Raw genomic sequence first — 17,808 nt, 5'->3', positions numbered from 1 at the left:
TGAGGGCTTCGTGGAGTACTTCTTCGTGTCGCATGCCAAGGTGCGCCGGCACGCGGGTGCCGTGGCTGGCGTGGATCTGGACTGGGTCGGGTACGTGACCCGTGCGGGGGCGCTCAAGGAGGGCACGCCGTTCTTCCTGGGGTCGGACATGCGCCCGCTGGAGCCGTTGGCCTCTTGCTTCTTCGACTTGGCCAAGCGGCTGGATGCGGGTTCTCTGCAGGACTACGCGTACGACCTGATGGACTTGGTCGACTTCCTGGAAGGTCTGGATCCGCCGACGGACCTGCTGTCGGCTACGGAGGACGATCTCGTCGCGTACAAAGACGAGCTGATGGAGTACCGGGAGGAACCGGTGTCGGCGGCGACGTGGATGCGCCGGCGGGCCGCGATCCACAACTTCTACGACTGGGCAGTCGAGGACGTAAAGCTGCTGGACCGGCGTCCGTATCACCGTCGCAAGAACGGCAAGGACGCCCTGTCCGTGTCCGTCGTCAACGACCTCGATGTCCGGCACCTGACCTATTCGCAGTGGCGGTTCCTGAAGCAGGTAGGGCTTCGCGGCTTGCTGCCGGACGAGCGGGCGGATCGCTCGTTCCGGGGGGCGGCGCCGTTGCGCAACAGCGCGGCGGCGGAGCTGGCGGTGACCACCGGGATGCGTCTGCGGGAATTCAGCACCCTCCTCGACATTGAGGTCGGACCACCCCGCCGGGACGGCTCGGCGGGGCTGGTGGACTTGAGGGCGATGGCCAAGTACAAGCTGCCTCGCACGGTGGAGATCCAGCACGCCACGTTGCGGGAGATTGACTTCTACCGGCGCACTGAGCGGGCGAAGATCGTGCATGCTGCGGCCCGCACGCTGCACCGTCACCGGGCGGAGTTGTTCGTTGTCGACGACATCAACTCCCGGCAGGGCAAGCTCAGCGGGGTCCTGCACGGCCGTCGGCGGACCTTCACGATCAAGGACATGGACGTGGCCACGCGTCGGATCACGGTTATGGAAGGCGACCGAGGGCTTGAGCCGATGGCGCTGTTCGTCGGCCGGGGCGGACGCATGCTCTCCTCGCAACGCTGGCATCAGATCTTCGAGGAAGCCCATGTGCGGGCCCTGCGGATCAGTAAGGAGCACAAGCTCGAGACGGTGGTGCCGCGAGTATTCAAGATCCACGATCTGCGCCACACATTCGCGATCTTCATGCTCCAGTTGCTGACCGAACTGGTCGCGAAGCAGGAGGCAGATCTGCGCAGCCTGGGCGGCCACACGGCCTACCTGGCCGATCACATCAGCACGTCGCCGCAGCTGACGGTTCAGCGTTTGCTCGGCCATCGTCAGGCGGCGTCGACCATGCGCTACCTGCGCTACATCCGAAAGACGAACCTGCTGGTCGCCCGGGCGATCGCGGACTGGAACGCTCAGGACACCACCTACGCTGACTACGCGGCCCGTCTCGTCCCGGGGAGGGCTGCCTGATGCCACGCCGAGGAGAACGCAAGAGCCGGCCGCGTCCCACAGTTGCCGCGAAGCCGCCAGCTCCGCCCGGACGGATTGCGGTCCGGGAACTCGTCTATGTCTACCGGCACCAGCGGATGGCCCACCGGATCGATCCGGCGGAGTTCCGGTGCTCGCTGCTGGCGGGCCAGCTGGCCGACGCCTGGCTGGACTATCACCACAAGGCGGGCCTGACCTCGAGTAACACCTACGTCTCCGCGATCCGCAGCTTTCTGGCATTCGCCGACACGCATCTGGCGGCCGAGGGCGACGATCCGGCTGAAGCCCGTCTCGACGGAGGACCGATCGACTTGGCCGAAGTCATCTACCAGTGGGAGGAAGACCTCCTGCCCCGCTACAAGCCGACGTCGAACCGCCCCAACAAGTTGGCTGGGGCATTGCTGACCCTGGTGGGTCACCGGGCGGTCCGGGACACGAAGGTGCCCGAGCGTCTGAGGCGGCGGGCGGAGATGCCTCCGACGTTCCGGGGCGGCTCGAGCGAGCCGTTGGACGAGTTCGCCAATCACGAGCGTCTGCTCCTGCGGGATGCCGCCCAAGCCGATATTCGGGCCCTTGAGAAGCGGCTCTCCGCTGGCCGGGCCCTGCTCGCCGAGGGGCAGGACCCACGAAGCGAGGGCTGGCGGTCGCTGCCGAACCTGGTCTGGGCGGCCCGGCACGGCGTGCTCGACATGCCCGCTCTGCTGGCCCACTTTCCGTCGCACTTCAAGCGGTGGCCGAAGCCCTTGCGGGGCGTGGTGACCGACCCGCTCTACATGGCCCGCTTCAGCGGGAAGTACGGGGTGATGACCACGGTCACCGGGCTGCTGTTCCCAAGCGAACTCGACCTGCAGCCGTTCCGTGTCCTGCTCCTGCTGGCCATGGGCGATGTCACCCCCGAAGAGGTGCACGATCTCGCCCTGGGCGACCTGGAGTTCAGCGACGAGGGAGTCCGGGTGCTCCAGACCAAACTGCGGGCCCAGCGGGTCCGCCCGCATCTGCACGGCAATGACGGACCGAGGGAGAGCGAGCGGACTCTCGAAGAGGATGAGGCGCCTGGTGAGTCCGCCTACCCCGGCGCCGGAAACTGGGACGTCCCGGGACTGCTGCGGCGCCTGATCGCGGTGAACACTATGACACGGGAGGCGTTCGAGACCGATCCGTGGCTGTTCACAGCCGTCGAATCCACTAACTATCGCCAGCGCATGGAGGCGGGGCGGGCGATGTTCAAGCTCTCCGGGCGCCGGTTCACCGACTGGATCACCACCCATCCGGACATGGATGGGGAGCCGGCGAAGATCTCCCAGCCGCATGACGTCCGGCGGCTGCGGAAGACATCGAAGACCACACGGGTCGCCGCTCTGGGCGGCAGCCTGAGCGACCTGGCCGGGGACGACCACCACATCGAGGTCTTCCGAGGCCACTACGCGCACGGCACGACCGCACATGTCCTCGCAGGCCGGGCCGTAAACCGGGCTCAGCGCGGAGTCTTCAGCAAGATCAAATCGGGCAAGCCCGTGCTGGTCACCGAGGGGGCCGAGGCCATGCTTGCGGAGCCGGAGACGGCCGCTGAGCTGGGCATCTCGGCCGAGCAGGGGAAAGCCCTTCAGCACGGAGAGCTCGACATGGGTGTCGTCAACTGCCGGGATCCCCGAGACTCCCCGCACACACCCAAAGGCAGGCTCTGCCATGTCGCGCCGGCGATGTGCATGATCTGCCCGAACGCGGTCGTGTTCACCTCGCAGCTACCCCGGCTCCTGATGCTCGACGACCACATCGCCCACATGCGCAAGGTACTGAATCCACCAGTCTGGCAGGCCACCTGGGGTGTTCAGGAAGCCGCGCTGAAGGAAGTGTTCGCCGAGTGCGCGGAACAGCTTCCCGATGCCCGCCAGCAGATCGAGGAGGGCAAATTCCGCCTCGATCTGCCGCTCGGAATGCGAACGGAGTACGACCGATGACGACCGCCGCCGCCTTCCAGGCTCTGCCCTCGCAGACCATCCCCGACGGCACACCCGTCTTGGGCGGCCACCGCAACCTCATCCGCGGAGTGGATGTCCCGCTCTTCGGGCAGACCGGGTACTGGCCCGGCGACTGCCTTCGCCGGCCGGTGAACCGGGTGAAGAGCGCCTGGCAGGCATCGTTCCCCGCGGATCCGCTCTGGAACCTGCGGACTCGCGAGATCGCCTTCGGGATGCTCAACTCCAGTCACAAGATCCTCCGGGATGTCGGTCTGTTCTTCCGGGCAGAGAACTGGGGTCTGTCCTCGGTCAAGGACATGTGCGACAAGATGCGGCTCCTCGCCAAATGGGCGGTCGAGCAGGAGATGCCGCACGATCTGGCCGCCTGGGCGGCGGACGACTGGCAGAACTACCTCGACCATCACGCGCTGACATCCGGGACATCGACGCTGGCCAGCGATGTCCTCACCATTCGCCGCCTGCTGGACTTCGCTCCGCTGCTGACCGGTGGTGGCCTGCTCGAGGACCCCTGGCCGGGGAAGTCGGCCGCGGAGGTCGCCGAGCGGACACACACGGGAGAGCTGACCACACCCTCCATCCCCCCGGCCATCTGGTGGCCGCTCCTACGGGCCGGCTGGTTCTACATCGACGAGATGGCCCCGCAGATCCTTGAACGCCGCGACCAGCAGGCCGCAGCCCTGGCGGCCTCTGCTGGGACGCGGCGCCAAACCCATCGTGCCCAGGACATCGACGCGAAACTCGCCGACTGGGTTCAGGACCCCGCCACCCTCGTGCCCGTCCACGCCAGGGACTACCGCGGATACCCGGCCGGCACGGTGATGTGGTCGACGCTGAGCCTGTGGCTGACAGACGGCGTCAGCCAGGGCGTCTTCAAGACCGGCCGGAACTCCGAGCGCCACCAGATGAGGCGGACGATGGTGCACCGACTCGTCGACGCTGGCCGGGTCCGACCCATCACGGCCTCCGAGGGCCGGGCTGCCCTGGGCAATATCAACCGGCCCGTCCGTGGCCGCAACCGGCGACCTGACGACCTCGATACCCAGGTCCGCCAGTGGCTGGCCGACCCGGCCAACCGCATCCCGGTCCGCAGGGAGACCAGCGCTCACGGACCGGCCGACGAGCCAGTCTGGCTGACCCTGGAAAGCCGCGTGTTCGACACGGTGACCAAGGCCAACGTCTTCACGAGCGGCACCGCCCGTACCCGGCAACGACAGCAGTGGGTCCGTGAGGCGATCACCGAGGACCGCACCGACTATATCGAGGACGGCGATCTCGAGCACGCCCTGAGGATGGTCCGAGCTGCCTGCTACATCTTCATCGCCGCACTCACACTCATGCGTGACAGCGAACTGCAGGAGATCGAACGGGACTCCGTGGTCCAGTACTTCGGCTCTCCAGCGCTCGCCTCGCGGAAGGTCAAGCACGACGAATCCCGGCCCCGCCTCAAGTGGTGGATCACCGAGCCCGTCGCACAGGCCGTGGCGGTCGCCGAACGACTGTCCTGGCATGACAGCCACATCTTCGCCACCCTGGCCCCGCCCAGCAGGTTCCTGCCGGAAGGAACCCGCGGCCGTGCCGGCTTCGACGCCTTCCGCGACATCGACTTCTTCATCGAGAACATCAACAAGACGCTGGACCGGACCGGCCTGGAGGCCATCCCCGCGGGTCTAGTGCGGCCGCACATGTTCCGCAAGACCATGGCGATCATCACCGCACAGCAGCCCGACGGGGAGATCGCGCTCGGAATACAGCTCAAGCACGCCGCACGCCGGGCCCTGGCCAACCAGGTCACCGCCGGCTACGGCAGGATCGATCAGAACTGGCACAAGGAGTTCGACAACCAGCTCGAGCTGGCCGCCGCCCGCAAGCTTGTCGAGCTCCTCAAAGCCCGCAGACAGGGCGAGCCGGTCGCCATCGGCCCCGGCGCCGCCCGACTGCACGCCGGCCTGGACAAGGTCATCACGACCATGGACAGCGACCCGCACCTCCAGGCCCAGATCGCGGACGAACGGATGCAGGCCAGCCTGCTACGGGACGAGTTCACCCAGCTGCACTTCGGCACGATCAACCACTGTCTGTGGCAGGCATCGACCGCGGAATGCCAGAACCAGCTGCCGGCAGAGCAACGGGGCAAGCAGCCCCTACTCGGCGCCTGCCAGCCCGGCAAGTGCCGTAACTCGGTGCTGACCTTGAAGAACGCTCCCTACTGGATCGCCGAAGAAGGTGACCTCCAGGAAACCCTGCGTCGGGAGCGGTTGTCCCCGCCGCGGCGTGAGTCCCTCGAGATCCGTCTCGCCGAGGTGCAGTCGGTCACCTCACAATTCGCCACCCTGGAAGGTGACCTCTGATGCCGGTATCCGCCGCGACCGCCACGAAACTACGCGAAGCCATGGCCCGGCTGCTGGCCGGCGAGCCCCTGCGCACGAACGGGGCTCTGACCAAGGAGAACCTCGCTCGTGAGGCGAAGGTCAGCCACGCGTCCGTTCACCGGGCCGAGGAGATCCTGGCTGAATGGGACGCCAAGGTCGCCCGGCCGGTCCTGCGGACCCCCGGCGAAGTGCAGCGGGACGAGTCGATCGCGGAGCTCCGCAAGCAGCTGCGGGAGGTTAAGGCCCAGGTCACCGAGGTCCAGGGCAAGCTGGACGCGCTGGCCGCAGTCGCCGCGAATCTCTACCACGAGAACCTTGCGCTGAAGAGGAAACTCGGCACCAGTCGCCGTCTGGCGTCTCTCCCTGCCCCTGCCACCGAGCCGGATCCCGTTCGAACAGACGGCTGAGCACATAGATCCGTACGTGGTGGCGCACGAGAGAGTCGTACGCGACCGGGGACGTTCCTCCGTGCTTCCCCCAGGGAGGGGGGAAGCATGCGGCAACGTGATCAAGCGGCGACACCGAACGCGGTGCTCAATACGCCGAGGCCCGCGACGATGGGTCCTCAACGGTCTCCGAGGGGGCAGAGGGTGGACGTTCAGACTGCGGTGGGCAACTACGCGAACGCGATCAAGCACTGCAAGAATCTTGAGAAGGCTCATCGGGCCGCAGGAAACGGTGGACGCGGACGGCGCGATGCCGAGACCTCGATCAACCGCGGCGCCATAGTCATGACCGTTGCGGCCTGGCAGGCGTTCGTCCAGGACTTGGCCACGGCCTTACGGGATGCGATCTTCGCCGAGATGGGTGACGATTTTGATCGACCTCTCCTGGCCGCGGCGATGACGCAGTGGAAGTCGGACTTCGACGGCGCGATGGAGAGGTTCTCAACGCCAGACGCCGCTCAGACGATCGCACTGCTGAAGAGGGCAGGGTTCAATCCCAACCCGAGTTGGGCATGGAAACAGCGAGGCGGGCAGGGCAGCGGCTCGGTTCAGGTCAATCCCCAGCACGTGGTTGACGTGATCGGGATGTGGCTGCGGATCCGGCACGATGTCGCCCATGGCCATGCGACCGTTCACGCCCTCCCGATCCTGACTGCGGTCCGTGATCCGAAGGCATCCGCCAAGCTGAAGGCCGACCCGACACTGCGGCTGACCGATGCGATCGACTGCCGGAACTTCTTCACCTCGGTGGTCCGGGTCACAGCCGAAGCCGCAGCCGAGTATGTAGGCCAGCCAACGCCGAAGTGGGGGGAGATGCCGCGTCTGCTGCTGGGCCTTCATCCCTCGCTGGCCAAGAAGCCGCCCAAGACTTGAACGGCAGCTCAGGCGGCGATTCCGAGTCCGGTGCGGGAGCGGTGGATGAACTCGCGGACGGCCGGCTCGCGCCCGCAAGCGAGGATGTCCAGGGAACCCCCCAGCCGACACGATCGTCCGCGAGCTCCATGGAGAATTGGGCCTGGCGACCCTAGACGTACTGACTCAACTGGCCGGTTTATCTGTCTTTGTTAGCGCCATTTCTAGCTCATCGAAGCTTGCCTCGCAGCCGCGCAGGAAGGCGGCAACGAGACGTCTCATCCGCACGGCTCCCTCTCGGTCAAGGCCCATACGCGAGATCGCGGAGGTCGAAAGGTCCCGCTGCAGGACCAACCTCTCGAAGAGAAGAAGGTCCATCTGGCGAGGCAAGGCTCGAGCCACTGGAGCATCGCTTTTCATTCGCCAGCATGTTTCAGCGAGCGAGTCTGTGTAGTCGGGAGGCTCCGGTAGGAAGGCGCCAATGACATCAGTACGAATCTCTGGCGCAACTTTGGCAGTCGTTAGGATGCCAGCGACAAACTTGTCGATGGAATCTGAGAGCCGCCGCATTTGATGCATTGGAACGGCACCCTCTGCCATCCTTTCAGCCGCGAGAGCATCCCAGCTCTCTCTACTGAGGGTGACAGCGGTACCGGCTGCGGCCACGAGGTTCAGTGTCAGCAGGCTGACAGCTTCCGCAGCGAGCCATCTCACTGCCTGGGACTCGTCATCCTGCATACGGGGGGTCCATAGTTGACTCACCCGTCGAAGCAACTCAACCAACTGTTTGATCGCCAGAAAAGGTTCGAGGAAGAAGACTTCCCCCCGCAGGAACCAGAAGGCCCTCTCAAGGTCTTCCTGGCGCTTGCAGGTAGCTTGGACCTTTTTCTCAAGGACAAACGAACTGACTCCGTGGGCACCCAAATCGGCGAGTGGCCCAACTGCGTCGCTCTCCCGGCGCTCAAAGTCCTGTACGTGTTGAGCGGAAACGCCCAGACTTCGCCCAAGGGAGCGGACCTTATCGGACACGCGGCTTGCGATGGTCAGTTCCGCTGCATCCGCTCCGATGAGCTCCTTAAGCCCCCGGAGCCAGATGATGCGGTCGAGCGGCTTAGCGGCACTCTTGCCAGTACCGGACTTGACTTCACCGATGTACTTAGTCAATGCGAGTTGTGGACTGAAGTCGAAGGCGAAGAGATCCACGTCGGTGATCGTGAGGGGTTCTTGGTAGTGCCTCTCAAGATTGACACCGCGTCGAGAGTAAAAACCCTCCCAGAACCACAACTGGGCGACCCTTGCCTCAAGTTCATCACCGGGATTCAGCCGGTCTCCGGAGTTGCTCGTGCTACCGGCCGAACGGGCTCTGGTGCGTGACTGCACGCTGGGCTTCCTTCCGTAGCTCCAAGACCGCTGAACTCACGATCTCATGACTCGCGCCATCATCGGACAGCGTCGAGCGGTCACGTTCGGGGTTAACGAAAGTTCCCGGAACATTCTCCAGCTTGAGCACATCGGCACTGCCGGCGCCCGTTGGCGTGTTTCCGAGGCTTGCATTAAGCCAATCCAACCCATCACGCACGATATCTTCCTTGATCAGCTTAAGGAAGGCACGTCCCCCAGAGCTATCTTGCACTTGGACAACTCCGGCCGCCTCCAACATGTGGTAGTCGGTTCCGATGTTCGTTGCCGGGCCGACCGCGCCAGTCCGAAGCAACTTCGAGACGAGAGCGACAGGACTGATAATCCTTCCGTAACCGGCTTGTGCCTTCTCCTTTCCGAAAAGGATGTGAGCCAAGAACAGCTTGCGAAAATGGAGGGCCTCGGTGGTGGTTGCCTGATCGTCTTCAGTTTGAATCAGAGGTGAGAAAACGTAAGTCTGACTCAGGTTCCTGCCACCCGTGCTCGACTTTACGGTGGCTGCCTGGATTAGGCCGACCTTTCGTGCGCTCTTCACGATGCTCGCATCACCGCCTAGGCGCTCGATGGTGGATCCAGGGCGTTTCGTAGCTCCTTCGCAAATCCCGAGCAAGGCGTCCCGCTCGTTCGGTGGAAGGTCGCGAAGGAATTTTGCGATCGACACTTGGCCCGTGCCCCATACGTGCGGGTTGAAGACCACCTGCTCATTGAGGTCGGTCGAGGAGATGCGTTGATTGATAGAGATCGCAAGCGAATACTTCAGACCTTCTTGAGCCTCACTCTCTGTGAGCCCTCTCCTGGTGATTTGGTCCAAGTGTTGTGCTTGAGTCAGTGGTGCCCAAGACGCAATTTCAATGCTATGGAGGAGCGCTAGCTCAGCGTTCGTGGGGCCGAGCCTATCAAGCACGCGAAAAGTTTGGGCGATGATGTTACCCGTGACACCGACAAATTCTTCGAGGTGGGTCAGTCCGCCGTCAACATCGACCTTGTAGTCGATGACATCGGCTTGCTTTAGTACGGGGAGTACTTGACTGTGGAGCTGCCGCTCGGGCACGCCCGATTGGCGCGCGAATTGACGAACGAGTTCAGGTCGGTCAATTCTGCCGAAACCCTTGAGGCGTGAGGCCAGGTCCATCGCTGAGCCAGTCAGGAGGAGAGTTTCAATATCCGCCCTGACTACATTATTCGTAATTAGTGGCGCCTGCTGTTGCAGGAATAGTACGGCTCGCCCCAAGCGACGCTGAGACGCATCCGGACTCACGTTTCCTGAGTTTGAGATCGACAAGTCAGCTCCCTCGATGCACCCATGTGCGATCATCGTAGAGTATGCGTGAAAGTACTGTCAGTCACATTCAGGGATGTGGTTCAGCTGGAGGCCCAGGGGCCTGTCCAGCTGCCCCAGTAGGGGGCGGACCTGGGCCGCAGGCGGTTGGCTCGCGGAGGCTGGTCCGCGATGGCAGGCCATTGGGCGGTCTCGTGGGGGCGCGGAACTTTGCTTGATCCGCTATCGCTCAGATCGGGCGCAACACCGGTCTTGCCTGCTCTGTCATCCCAAGCAACTCCCGGACTCGGGATGGGTGCCATGCCAGGGCAGCCGCAGTTGCGGCTCTGCTGCAGCATGGCGGTCGGTCGGTGGCCTGTGGTGGTGCCCTCGTGTCGACTGTGGCTGGGCAGCTTGGTGTCAGCCAGAAAGGTAACGGAGTGGTAACGCTTCGTGAGACATCTCAATGCAGAAGAGTGGGGTCGGTGGTGGATTTGCGCACGAGCCCTGATTAGACACCAGGCGAGCTGAGACAGCCGAACTGTTCCTAAGTCCCGCCGGGTCACCCTGCGGGATCTGGTGCGGCAGGCCCTGCGCATGCGGCCCGACCGGCTGGTCGTCGGGGAGGTCCGCGGTCCGGAGGTGACCGATCTGCTCGCCGCGCTGAACACCGGTCACAGCGGTTGCGGCACGGTGCACGCCAACGCCGCCGCCGATGTCCCCGCCCGGCTGGAGGCTCTCGGCTCCACCGCGGGGCTCGACCGCGCGGCGCTGCACAGCCAGTTGGCGGCCGCCCTGTCGGTGCTCATCCATCTGGTGCGGGACCGGCGGACGGGTCTGCGCCGGATCGCCGAGATGCATGTGCTGGAGCGGGACGGCACCGGCCTCGTCACCACGGTCCCGGCGGCGGTCTGGGGTACGGCCGGCGGTGAGCCCGTGCTCGGTCCCGGATGGCGGCGGCTGGACCGGCTGCTGGCCGTGCCCGCCGGCGCAAGCCCGGAGGAGGGAGGCACGTGGTGACCGGGGTGACGGGGCCCGCCGCCCAGATGACGGCTTGCGCGGCTCTGCTGTGCGTGGGTTTGGCCGTGTGGCTGTCGGCGGGGCGGCGGGGGCAACGACAGCGCGCACGGCTGCTGTTGCCCGGAGCGCGCCCGGTGGCCCACGGGGACGGCGGACTCCGCCGGTACGCGCGATGGCCGGCCGCAGCCCGGGCTTGGTGGGAGCGGACACGGCCCCGGCTCGGCCAGGAGTGGCTGTGTCTGCCGGCCGGGTTCCTGATCGGCTGGTTCGGGAATTCGCCGCTCCCACCGCTCGCGGCTCTCGGGGCCGTACCGCTGGTGCGCCGTCGGCTGCGGCGGCGGGACGGGAGGCGGGCGGCGGAACGGCGTGCCAAGGAGGTCATCGAGTGGTGCGCGGTGATGGCCGGGGAGTTGCGGGCCGGCCGGCAACCGGCCGAGGCGCTGCTGGCCGCGCCGGTCCGGCCGGGGCCCTCCCAGGCCTCGGTGGCGGCCGCGGCCCGGTTCGGCGGCGACGTGCCCGGAGCCCTGCGGCAGGCCGCCCGATGGCCGGGCGCGGAGGGCTTGGCCGGGGTCGCGGCCTGCTGGCAGGCGGCGGCCGACACCGGGGCCGGGCTCGCGGGCGGGCTCGACCGGGTGGCGGCCGCCCTGCGAGCCGAAGGGGAGCAGCGGGAGGACCTCCGCGCTCAACTGGAGGGGACGAGATCCACCGCGCTTCTGCTGGCCCTGCTGCCCGCCTTCGGGTTGCTGATGGGCGGCCTGCTCGGCGCGGATCCGCTCCGCGTGCTGCTGCACACACCGGCCGGCCTGGCCTGTCTGCTGACGGGGGTGGCGCTGGAATCGGCCGGACTGGCCTGGACGGCGCGGATCGTACGGGCCGCGGAGGGGTCCGGCGGGGCGCGGCCGGATGCGATGGAGCCCCCGGGGCCCGCACACGGCCGGTACGCCGGGGGTGCCGAGGGCACCGCGTATACCGACGGCCCGGGCAAGGGCCGGGCCACCGCACTCGGACCCGGGAGGACGGCGTGAACACGGAACTCGTCCACACCCTGTGGGCGGTGGCGCTGGCGGGTGGGGCGGTCTTCGCGGCAGCGGTGCTGCGGGGCGCGCGGTCCCGGGCCTCCCGGCGGCGGCTGGCCCTGCTGCTGAGCCCGGCCCATGCCCCGGGGCGCGACGGTGCCGCGCTGCGCCGCCCACCCGGCCACGGCATGTCCTGGCGGGGCCGCCGGCGCTCCGGCCGCGGCCGCACGGCGCGGTGGACCGGGGCGGCCCGGGAGTGGTGGCCGGTGGTCGGTGCGGGACTGGCCTCGGTGGCGGTCATCGGCGGAGCGGTCGGCTGCGCGGCGGGGATCGCGACCGGATACGCCGTCCGGAGATGGGCCCGGAGAAGACCCGATCCAGAAGCCCGGCGGAGTGCGGAGGCGGCCGGGCTGCCGCTGGCCGCGGATCTGCTGGCGGCCTGCCTGGCGGCGGGTGCGGGGCCGCGAGAGGCCGCCCTGGCCGTGGGCCGTTCGCTCGGCGGGCCGGTCGGTGAGCGGCTGAACCGAGTGGCCGCCGAACTGCGCCTGGGCGGAGATCCGGAGGGGGCGTGGGGACGGCTGGCCGAGGTGCCCGGGGCGGCCGGGCTGGCCCGGTGCCTGGCGCGAGCGCAGGTCACGGGCGTGTCGGCGGTGGAGCCGGTGGCTCGGGTGGCGGCCGAGTGCCGGGCCGGAGGGGCGCGGGCGGCGGCAGCGTCGGCGCGGCGGGCGGCGGTGCTCGCCACCGCGCCCCTGGGCCTGTGCTTCCTGCCCGCCTTTCTGACCGTCGGGGTGGCGCCGGTGCTCATCGGTCTGGCGAGCGATCTGCTGAGCGGCCCTCGATGAGCTGTCGGACACGGCCCAGAGCCCCTCCGGACGAACGGGGCTCAGGCGGTATCGGCACGGAACGACACATGAACGGACGCCCCGGGAGCGGGGCGGGACAAGGGGTGGGCATGGATACCTGGTTGTGGGACCGCAGGCGTGCGCTGCGCGGGAAGGACGCGCAGGCCGGTATGACGACCGCCGAGTACGCGGTCGGCACCATCGCGGCTGCCGGCTTCGGCGCCGTCCTCTACAAAGTGGTGACCAGTGACGCGGTCACGGGCGCCCTGCAGTCCGTGATCGGAAAGGCGCTCGATGCGCAGTTCTGACCGCGGGTATGTGACGGCGGAGGCGGCCGTGGCGCTGCCGGTGCTGGCACTGTTCGCCATGATCCTGATCTGGGGTCAGATGGCCGCGTCCGCACACATCCGGTGTGTGGACGCGGCACGGGCGGGGGCGCGGGCCGCCGCCCGGTCGGAACCCCGGGAAGCCGCGCTGGCAGCGGCCCGCGCGGCCGCACCCCGTGGCGCGGAGATCGGCCTGCGCCGCGGTGACGGGCTGGTCCGGGTGACGGTCGCGGTCCGGGCTCCGGGCCCTGGGCCGCTGGGCCTCCGGCTGCGGTCCGAGGCCGTCGCCTCGGACGAGTCCGTGGCAGGCCCGCCGGAGGAGACGGAGACCGGTCGGTCCGGTACCGGCCCTCCGGCACCGGACGGTGGTGCCGCGGAACCGGTGGACCCGGCGGGCCCGCCGGAGAAGTCCGGGGGCGGACGGTGAGAGCGCGAGGAGCACCGGATGCGGACCGGGGCTCGGCCACGGTGTGGACGACCGTGGCGGCCACGGCTCTGTGCGCCGTGTTCGCGGCCGTGCTGGCCCTGGGGCAAGCCGTGGTCACCCGCCACCGGGCGGGCGGCGGCGCGGACCTCGCGGCCCTGGCGGCGGCCGATCACGCACTGTCGGGCCAGGACGCGGCCTGCGGACTGGCCCGGCGGGTCGCCGAGGCTCAGGGAGTCCGGCTGGTCCGCTGTGTGGTGCGCGGTGAGGTCTCGGACGTGACCGCCGAGGCCGCTACCGGACCGTTCGCGTCCCGGGTCCGGGCCCGCGCGGGTCCGGCGGACCACCCGGTGGGAGGCGCGGACCCGGAGAGGGACGGCCCCGGCCGTCCCCGGGAACGGATACCCGGTTCAGGCGGGGGATGACCCGGGACGGCACCCGGCACGACGGCCTGCACGACGAGCGGCAAGGCCCCGGCACAGCGCCCGACGGCGGGCACGGCAGCGTCCGCGCGCCGGGGACGGCGGGGCCCGGGCGGCCCCGGCCGTCACTCCGCGGGGGCTCCGGCCAGGAGAACGGAGAGCAGCCGGACGGCGGCGTTCTTGTCCAGAGGGTCGTTCCCGTTGCCGCATTTCGGCGACTGGACGCAGGACGGGCAGCCCGACTCGCACTCGCAGGACGCGATGGCCTCCCGGGTGGCCGTCAGCCAGCGCCGGGCGGTGTGGAAGGCGCGCTCGGCGAAGCCCGCGCCGCCGTGGTGGCCGTCGTAGACGAAGACGGTCGGCAGCAGGGTGTCGGGGTGCAGAGGCACGGAGACACCGCCGATGTCCCACCGGTCGCAGGTGGCGAAGAGCGGCAGCATGCCGATCGAGGCGTGCTCCGCGGCGTGCAGCGCACCCGGGAGCTGCTCCGGGGAGATCCGGGCGGCGTCGAGCTGGTCCTCCGTGACGGTCCACCAGACACCGCGCGTCCGCAGGGTGCGGGGCGGCAGATCGAGCCTGGACTCGCCCAGCACCTCCCCGGTGATGAGCTTGCGGCGGAGGAAGGAGACGACCTGGTGGGTGACCTCGACCGAACCGAAGCACAGCCGGGAGCCCCCCCAGGGCACCTCGGTGGTGGTGTCGAGGACGGTGACGGCCGTGGTGTCCCGCGCGGTGGTCGAGTAGGGCGGGTCCGCCTCCTCGACCAGGGCCACGGAGTCCTCGAGGTCCAGCCGCTTGACGAGGTAGGTGCGGCCCTGGTGGAGGTGGACGGCACCGTCGTGGACGGCGGTGTGGGCGGAGGAGGCGTCCACGGTGCCCAGCAGGCGGCCCGTCGCGGCCTCGACGACCTGGACGGGGGTGCCGCCCTCACCGCGGATGTCCGCGAGGTCGGCCGCCCGCTCCCGGCGGGTCCAGTGCCAGGCGGTGGCCCGCCGGCGCAGCAGCTTGCGGCGCTCCAGCTGCGGGACGAGATCGGGCGCGGCGGGGCCGAACAGCTCCATGTCCGCCGCGGTGAGCGGGAGTTCGGCCGCCGCGGCGCAGAGATGGGGGGCGAGGACATACGGGTTGTCCGGATCGAGGACGGTCGATTCCACGGGCTGCCGGAAGAGTGCCTCGGGGTGGTGCACCAGAAAGGTGTCCAGCGGGTCGTCCCGGGCGACCAGGACCGCGAGAGCGCCCTGCCCGGCGCGGCCCGCCCGGCCTGCCTGCTGCCACAGCGAGGCGCGGGTGCCGGGGTAGCCGGCGATCACGACGGCGTCGAGCCCCGCGATGTCCACACCGAGTTCCAGGGCGTTGGTGGCGGAGAGCCCCAGCAGGTCCCCCCGGTGCAGGGCGGCCTCCAGGGCACGGCGCTCCTGCGGCAGATAACCGCCGCGATAGGCCGCGACACGCCCGGGAAGCGACCGGTCCACGGCGGCCAGCCGCTCCTGCGCGATCACGGAGATCAGCTCCGCGCCGCGCCGGGACCGTACGAAGGCGACGGTACGCACGCCCCGGACGACCAGGTCGGTCAGCAGGTCGGCGGTCTCCGCGGTGGCGGTGCGCCGGACCGGCGCACCGTGTTCGCCGTGCAGTTCCGTCAGCGGGGGCTCCCAGAGGGCGAAGACGAGCTCTCCCCGGGGCGAGGCGTCCTCGGTGACCTGGGCGACCGGCAGGCCGGTCAGCCGGCCGGCGGCCAGCGCGGGTTCGGCGGAGGTGGCGGAGGCGAGCAGGAACACCGGGTCGGAGCCGTAGCGGGCACAGACCCGGCGGAGCCGGCGCAGCACCTGCGCGACATGCGAGCCGAAGACCCCGCGATAGGTGTGGGCCTCGTCGATGACGACATGGCGCAGCGCCCGCAGAAAGGAGGCCCAGCGCGGATGAGCGGGGAGGATGCCCCGGTGCAGCATGTCCGGGTTGGTCAGCACGTAGTTGGCGTACTGGCGCACCCACTCGCGCTCCTCCACCGGGGTGTCACCGTCGTACACCGCGGGGCGCACGGCCCGGCCCAGGGGAGCGGCGAGTTCGCCCACGGCCCGGCGCTGGTCAGCGGCGAGCGCCTTCGTCGGCGCGAGGTACAGCGCCGTCGCCCCCCGTCCGTTCGGTGCCTCGGAACCGTCCAGGAGGGAGCTGAGAACCGGTGTGAGATACGAGAGGGACTTCCCGGAGGCGGTACCGGTGGCCACGATCACCGACTCACCGCGCAGGGCGTGTCCGGCGACCCGCGCCTGGTGCTCCCACGGCCGCTCCATTCCGGCGCTCCGGAGCGCTTCCACGACTTCTTCCCGGATCCCCCGCGGCCAGTCCGCATGGCGGCCCACGCGCGGGGGCAAGTGCTCCGTATGAGTGACGCGTGCAGCCCGGTCCGCCGTGCCGGCGAGCAGGCCGAGTACCGCCCGTGGGGCGGGGCGCGTGCCCGCAGACTGCGGGAGTTGGTCGTCGGCCATCGGCACCGAGTGTGTCACTGGCCTGATGAAGAATGGGCTCAAGGCGTCGTGCGCGCCTGCCGGTAAGTGATTGAATGCCATCGCGGCTGCCGATCCATGGGGGGCGACCGCTCGTTGCAAGGTGCTGGAGGATCCGTGGACCTGTCTCTGTCGACGCGTACCGTTGGCGACCGCACGGTCGTCGAGGTCGGTGGCGAGATCGATGTATACACCGCGCCCAAGCTGCGTGAGCAGCTGGTCGAGCTTGTCAATGAGGGCAGCTACCACCTGGTGGTCGACATGGAGGGCGTCGACTTCCTCGACTCCACCGGTCTCGGCGTCCTCGTCGGTGGTCTCAAGCGCGTCCGCGCGCACGAGGGCTCGCTGCGCCTGGTCTGTAACCAGGAGCGCATTCTGAAGATTTTCCGTATCACCGGTCTGACCAAGGTGTTCCCGATTCACACCTCGGTCGATGACGCCGTCTCGGCCACCGACTGACAGCTTCCGTGCCCCGGGTCGCGTGCCGTCCACCGGTCGCGCGTCCCGGGGGGTGGGAGTGATGGGGGGTCGGCGGTGGGCCGCCGCGGTCCGCCCTCCATGACGTAAGCCTGTATGACCGAGGGGGATGGCATGGCCACCGTGGAGCTCTTGTTCAGTGCTCTGCCCAATCACGTCCGCACAGCGCGCCTGGTGGCGGCGGCGGTGGCGCGCCGGGCCGGGGTCGACGAGGCCGTGCTGGACGAGGTGAGGCTCGCCGTCGGCGAGGCATGCAGCCGCGCTGTCGGTCTGCACCTCAGCAACAACGTTTCGGCACCCGTACGCGTCGTCCTGGTCGAGGACGAGAAGAAGTTCTCCATCGAGGTCGCCGACGAGGTCGCCCACCGGCCCACCGGCCCACGGCGGGACGAGCACGGCGGGCCCGGCGCCGTGACCCCGGGTGAGGCCGTCGCCGAGGACGAGGACGAGATGGGTCTCGCGGTCATCAGCGGCCTTGTCGACGATGTCGAGGTGTCCGCGGACGAAACGGGCGGCCGTATCAGGATGAGCTGGCCGACGACCCCCGACGCTCTCCTGCCGTAGCCCTCGCGGCCTCGCGGCCCCCGGGGCTCCCAGCACGCACGGCCCAGCCGATGCTCGCGGCCCCTCCGGGCCTCGCGGCCGCCGGCCCCGGACCGCCACGGGCCCGTACCGCCGACCCCGTCCCCGCCGGTCGTGCCGCTCCGCGCCGCTCTCTCCCTCCTCCCTCCTCCTTCTTCTTCCCCGCGGGCTCCGGCCGCCCACCGCGGGTGGCTCCGCACCGCAGCCATGGCCACGGTGCACCGGCCCCGTGTGATCCACGTCTCTTCCAGACCGCCGCTGAGCTGGTATTTCATAGGATTTGAAGATCCAGAAAAAGGCAATATTCGACCGTCAGCGAATGGATCAATTTCCTTCGTCCGGGCGAATTAATCGCGGGCTCTCCGGCTCATCTCCCCCGGTGGGAG

At 68.7% G+C, this 17,808-nt stretch carries 15 protein-coding genes and 1 pseudogene; 13 read left to right on the top strand and 3 right to left on the bottom strand.

What is annotated here, in order from left to right; translation table 11 throughout:
• Window positions 1–10: 10 nt before the first annotated feature.
• From LIX60_RS14275 to LIX60_RS14255, 5 genes are all read left to right on the top strand, one after another.
• Window positions 11–1,468: a site-specific integrase gene (locus LIX60_RS14275; protein ID WP_227958745.1), complete on the top strand. Its 1,458-nt coding sequence runs from the start codon at window positions 11–13 to the stop codon at window positions 1,466–1,468.
• Window positions 1,468–3,444: a hypothetical protein gene (locus tag LIX60_RS14270; protein ID WP_227958744.1), complete on the top strand. Its 1,977-nt coding sequence runs from the start codon at window positions 1,468–1,470 to the stop codon at window positions 3,442–3,444. Before LIX60_RS14275 ends, LIX60_RS14270 begins: the two co-directional genes overlap by 1 nt.
• Window positions 3,441–5,813: a hypothetical protein gene (locus tag LIX60_RS14265; RefSeq protein WP_227958743.1), complete on the top strand. Its 2,373-nt coding sequence runs from the start codon at window positions 3,441–3,443 to the stop codon at window positions 5,811–5,813. Before LIX60_RS14270 ends, LIX60_RS14265 begins: the two co-directional genes overlap by 4 nt.
• Window positions 5,813–6,241: a hypothetical protein gene (locus LIX60_RS14260; protein ID WP_227958742.1), complete on the top strand. Its 429-nt coding sequence runs from the start codon at window positions 5,813–5,815 to the stop codon at window positions 6,239–6,241. The genes LIX60_RS14265 and LIX60_RS14260 overlap by 1 nt, the downstream gene beginning before the upstream one ends.
• Before the next feature lie 183 nt (window positions 6,242–6,424).
• Window positions 6,425–7,153, top strand: coding sequence for a hypothetical protein (locus LIX60_RS14255; protein WP_227958741.1), 729 nt, complete (start codon window positions 6,425–6,427; stop codon window positions 7,151–7,153).
• Window positions 7,154–7,318: 165 nt separating this feature from the next.
• On the opposite strand, the gene LIX60_RS14250 is transcribed toward LIX60_RS14255, so the two are convergent.
• Both LIX60_RS14250 and LIX60_RS14245 read right to left on the bottom strand, forming a co-directional pair.
• Window positions 7,319–8,512 carry a hypothetical protein gene (locus LIX60_RS14250; protein WP_227958740.1) on the bottom strand — a complete coding sequence of 398 codons (1,194 nt, stop codon included), beginning with the start codon at window positions 8,510–8,512 and terminating at the stop codon, window positions 7,319–7,321.
• Window positions 8,478–9,833, bottom strand: coding sequence for a hypothetical protein (locus LIX60_RS14245; protein ID WP_227958739.1), 1,356 nt, complete (start codon window positions 9,831–9,833; stop codon window positions 8,478–8,480). Before LIX60_RS14245 ends, LIX60_RS14250 begins: the two co-directional genes overlap by 35 nt.
• A gap of 537 nt (window positions 9,834–10,370) precedes the next feature.
• Here LIX60_RS14245 and LIX60_RS14240 point away from each other — a divergent pair.
• The 6 genes and pseudogenes from LIX60_RS14240 to LIX60_RS14215 all read left to right on the top strand — a co-directional run.
• A pseudogene (locus LIX60_RS14240) lies at window positions 10,371–10,829 on the top strand (ATPase, T2SS/T4P/T4SS family); the annotation flags it as partial.
• 134 nt (window positions 10,830–10,963) lie between these two features.
• Window positions 10,964–11,854: a type II secretion system F family protein gene (locus LIX60_RS14235; protein WP_308101311.1), complete on the top strand. Its 891-nt coding sequence runs from the start codon at window positions 10,964–10,966 to the stop codon at window positions 11,852–11,854.
• Entirely contained in the window at window positions 11,851–12,687 is an 837-nt protein-coding gene (locus tag LIX60_RS14230; protein ID WP_227958738.1) for a type II secretion system F family protein, read from the top strand. The genes LIX60_RS14235 and LIX60_RS14230 overlap by 4 nt, the downstream gene beginning before the upstream one ends.
• A gap of 110 nt (window positions 12,688–12,797) precedes the next feature.
• Window positions 12,798–12,995 (top strand): DUF4244 domain-containing protein, encoded by a 198-nt coding sequence (locus LIX60_RS14225; RefSeq protein ID WP_227958737.1) that lies wholly within the window; start codon window positions 12,798–12,800, stop codon window positions 12,993–12,995.
• Window positions 12,982–13,440, top strand: a complete 459-nt coding sequence (locus LIX60_RS14220; RefSeq protein ID WP_227958736.1) for a TadE family type IV pilus minor pilin — start codon at window positions 12,982–12,984, stop codon at window positions 13,438–13,440. The genes LIX60_RS14225 and LIX60_RS14220 overlap by 14 nt, the downstream gene beginning before the upstream one ends.
• 53 nt (window positions 13,441–13,493) lie before the next feature.
• Window positions 13,494–13,862, top strand: a complete 369-nt coding sequence (locus LIX60_RS14215; protein WP_374117857.1) for an Rv3654c family TadE-like protein — start codon at window positions 13,494–13,496, stop codon at window positions 13,860–13,862.
• A 122-nt stretch (window positions 13,863–13,984) separates the two neighbouring features.
• Here LIX60_RS14215 and LIX60_RS14210 read toward each other — a convergent pair whose 3' ends face one another.
• A complete protein-coding gene (locus tag LIX60_RS14210) occupies window positions 13,985–16,426 on the bottom strand; it encodes a DEAD/DEAH box helicase (RefSeq protein ID WP_227958734.1) in 2,442 nt (813 codons plus the stop codon).
• Window positions 16,427–16,480: 54 nt separating this feature from the next.
• On the opposite strand from LIX60_RS14210, the gene bldG reads away from it, so the two are divergent.
• Together bldG and LIX60_RS14200 are read left to right on the top strand one after the other, a co-directional pair.
• Window positions 16,481–16,822: an anti-sigma factor antagonist BldG gene (gene bldG / locus LIX60_RS14205; protein WP_019707568.1), complete on the top strand. Its 342-nt coding sequence runs from the start codon at window positions 16,481–16,483 to the stop codon at window positions 16,820–16,822.
• A 132-nt stretch (window positions 16,823–16,954) separates the two neighbouring features.
• The gene (locus LIX60_RS14200; protein ID WP_039820447.1) at window positions 16,955–17,404 is read left to right on the top strand and encodes an ATP-binding protein; all 450 of its coding nucleotides are present in this window, start codon (window positions 16,955–16,957) and stop codon (window positions 17,402–17,404) included.
• Window positions 17,405–17,808: the final 404 nt, after the last annotated feature.

It is taken from the genome of Streptomyces sp. S07_1.15, from assembly GCF_020739505.1.
Taxonomy (GTDB): Bacteria; Actinomycetota; Actinomycetes; order Streptomycetales; family Streptomycetaceae; genus Streptomyces; species Streptomyces xinghaiensis.
This window is presented reverse-complemented; position numbering and strand designations above follow the sequence as displayed.

What these genes read in the sequence shown, in the direction of transcription:
- LIX60_RS14270 (WP_227958744.1), top strand. Translation starts at nt 1,468, where the DNA reads ATGCCACGCCGAGGAGAACGCAAGAGCCGGCCGCGTCCCACAGTTGCC.
- LIX60_RS14265 (WP_227958743.1), top strand. Translation starts at nt 3,441, where the DNA reads ATGACGACCGCCGCCGCCTTCCAGGCTCTGCCCTCGCAGACCATCCCC.
- LIX60_RS14260 (WP_227958742.1), top strand. Translation starts at nt 5,813, where the DNA reads ATGCCGGTATCCGCCGCGACCGCCACGAAACTACGCGAAGCCATGGCC.
- LIX60_RS14225 (WP_227958737.1), top strand. Translation starts at nt 12,798, where the DNA reads ATGGATACCTGGTTGTGGGACCGCAGGCGTGCGCTGCGCGGGAAGGAC.
- LIX60_RS14220 (WP_227958736.1), top strand. Translation starts at nt 12,982, where the DNA reads ATGCGCAGTTCTGACCGCGGGTATGTGACGGCGGAGGCGGCCGTGGCG.
- LIX60_RS14210 (WP_227958734.1), bottom strand. Translation starts at nt 16,426, where the DNA reads ATGGCATTCAATCACTTACCGGCAGGCGCGCACGACGCCTTGAGCCCA.
- LIX60_RS14200 (WP_039820447.1), top strand. Translation starts at nt 16,955, where the DNA reads ATGGCCACCGTGGAGCTCTTGTTCAGTGCTCTGCCCAATCACGTCCGC.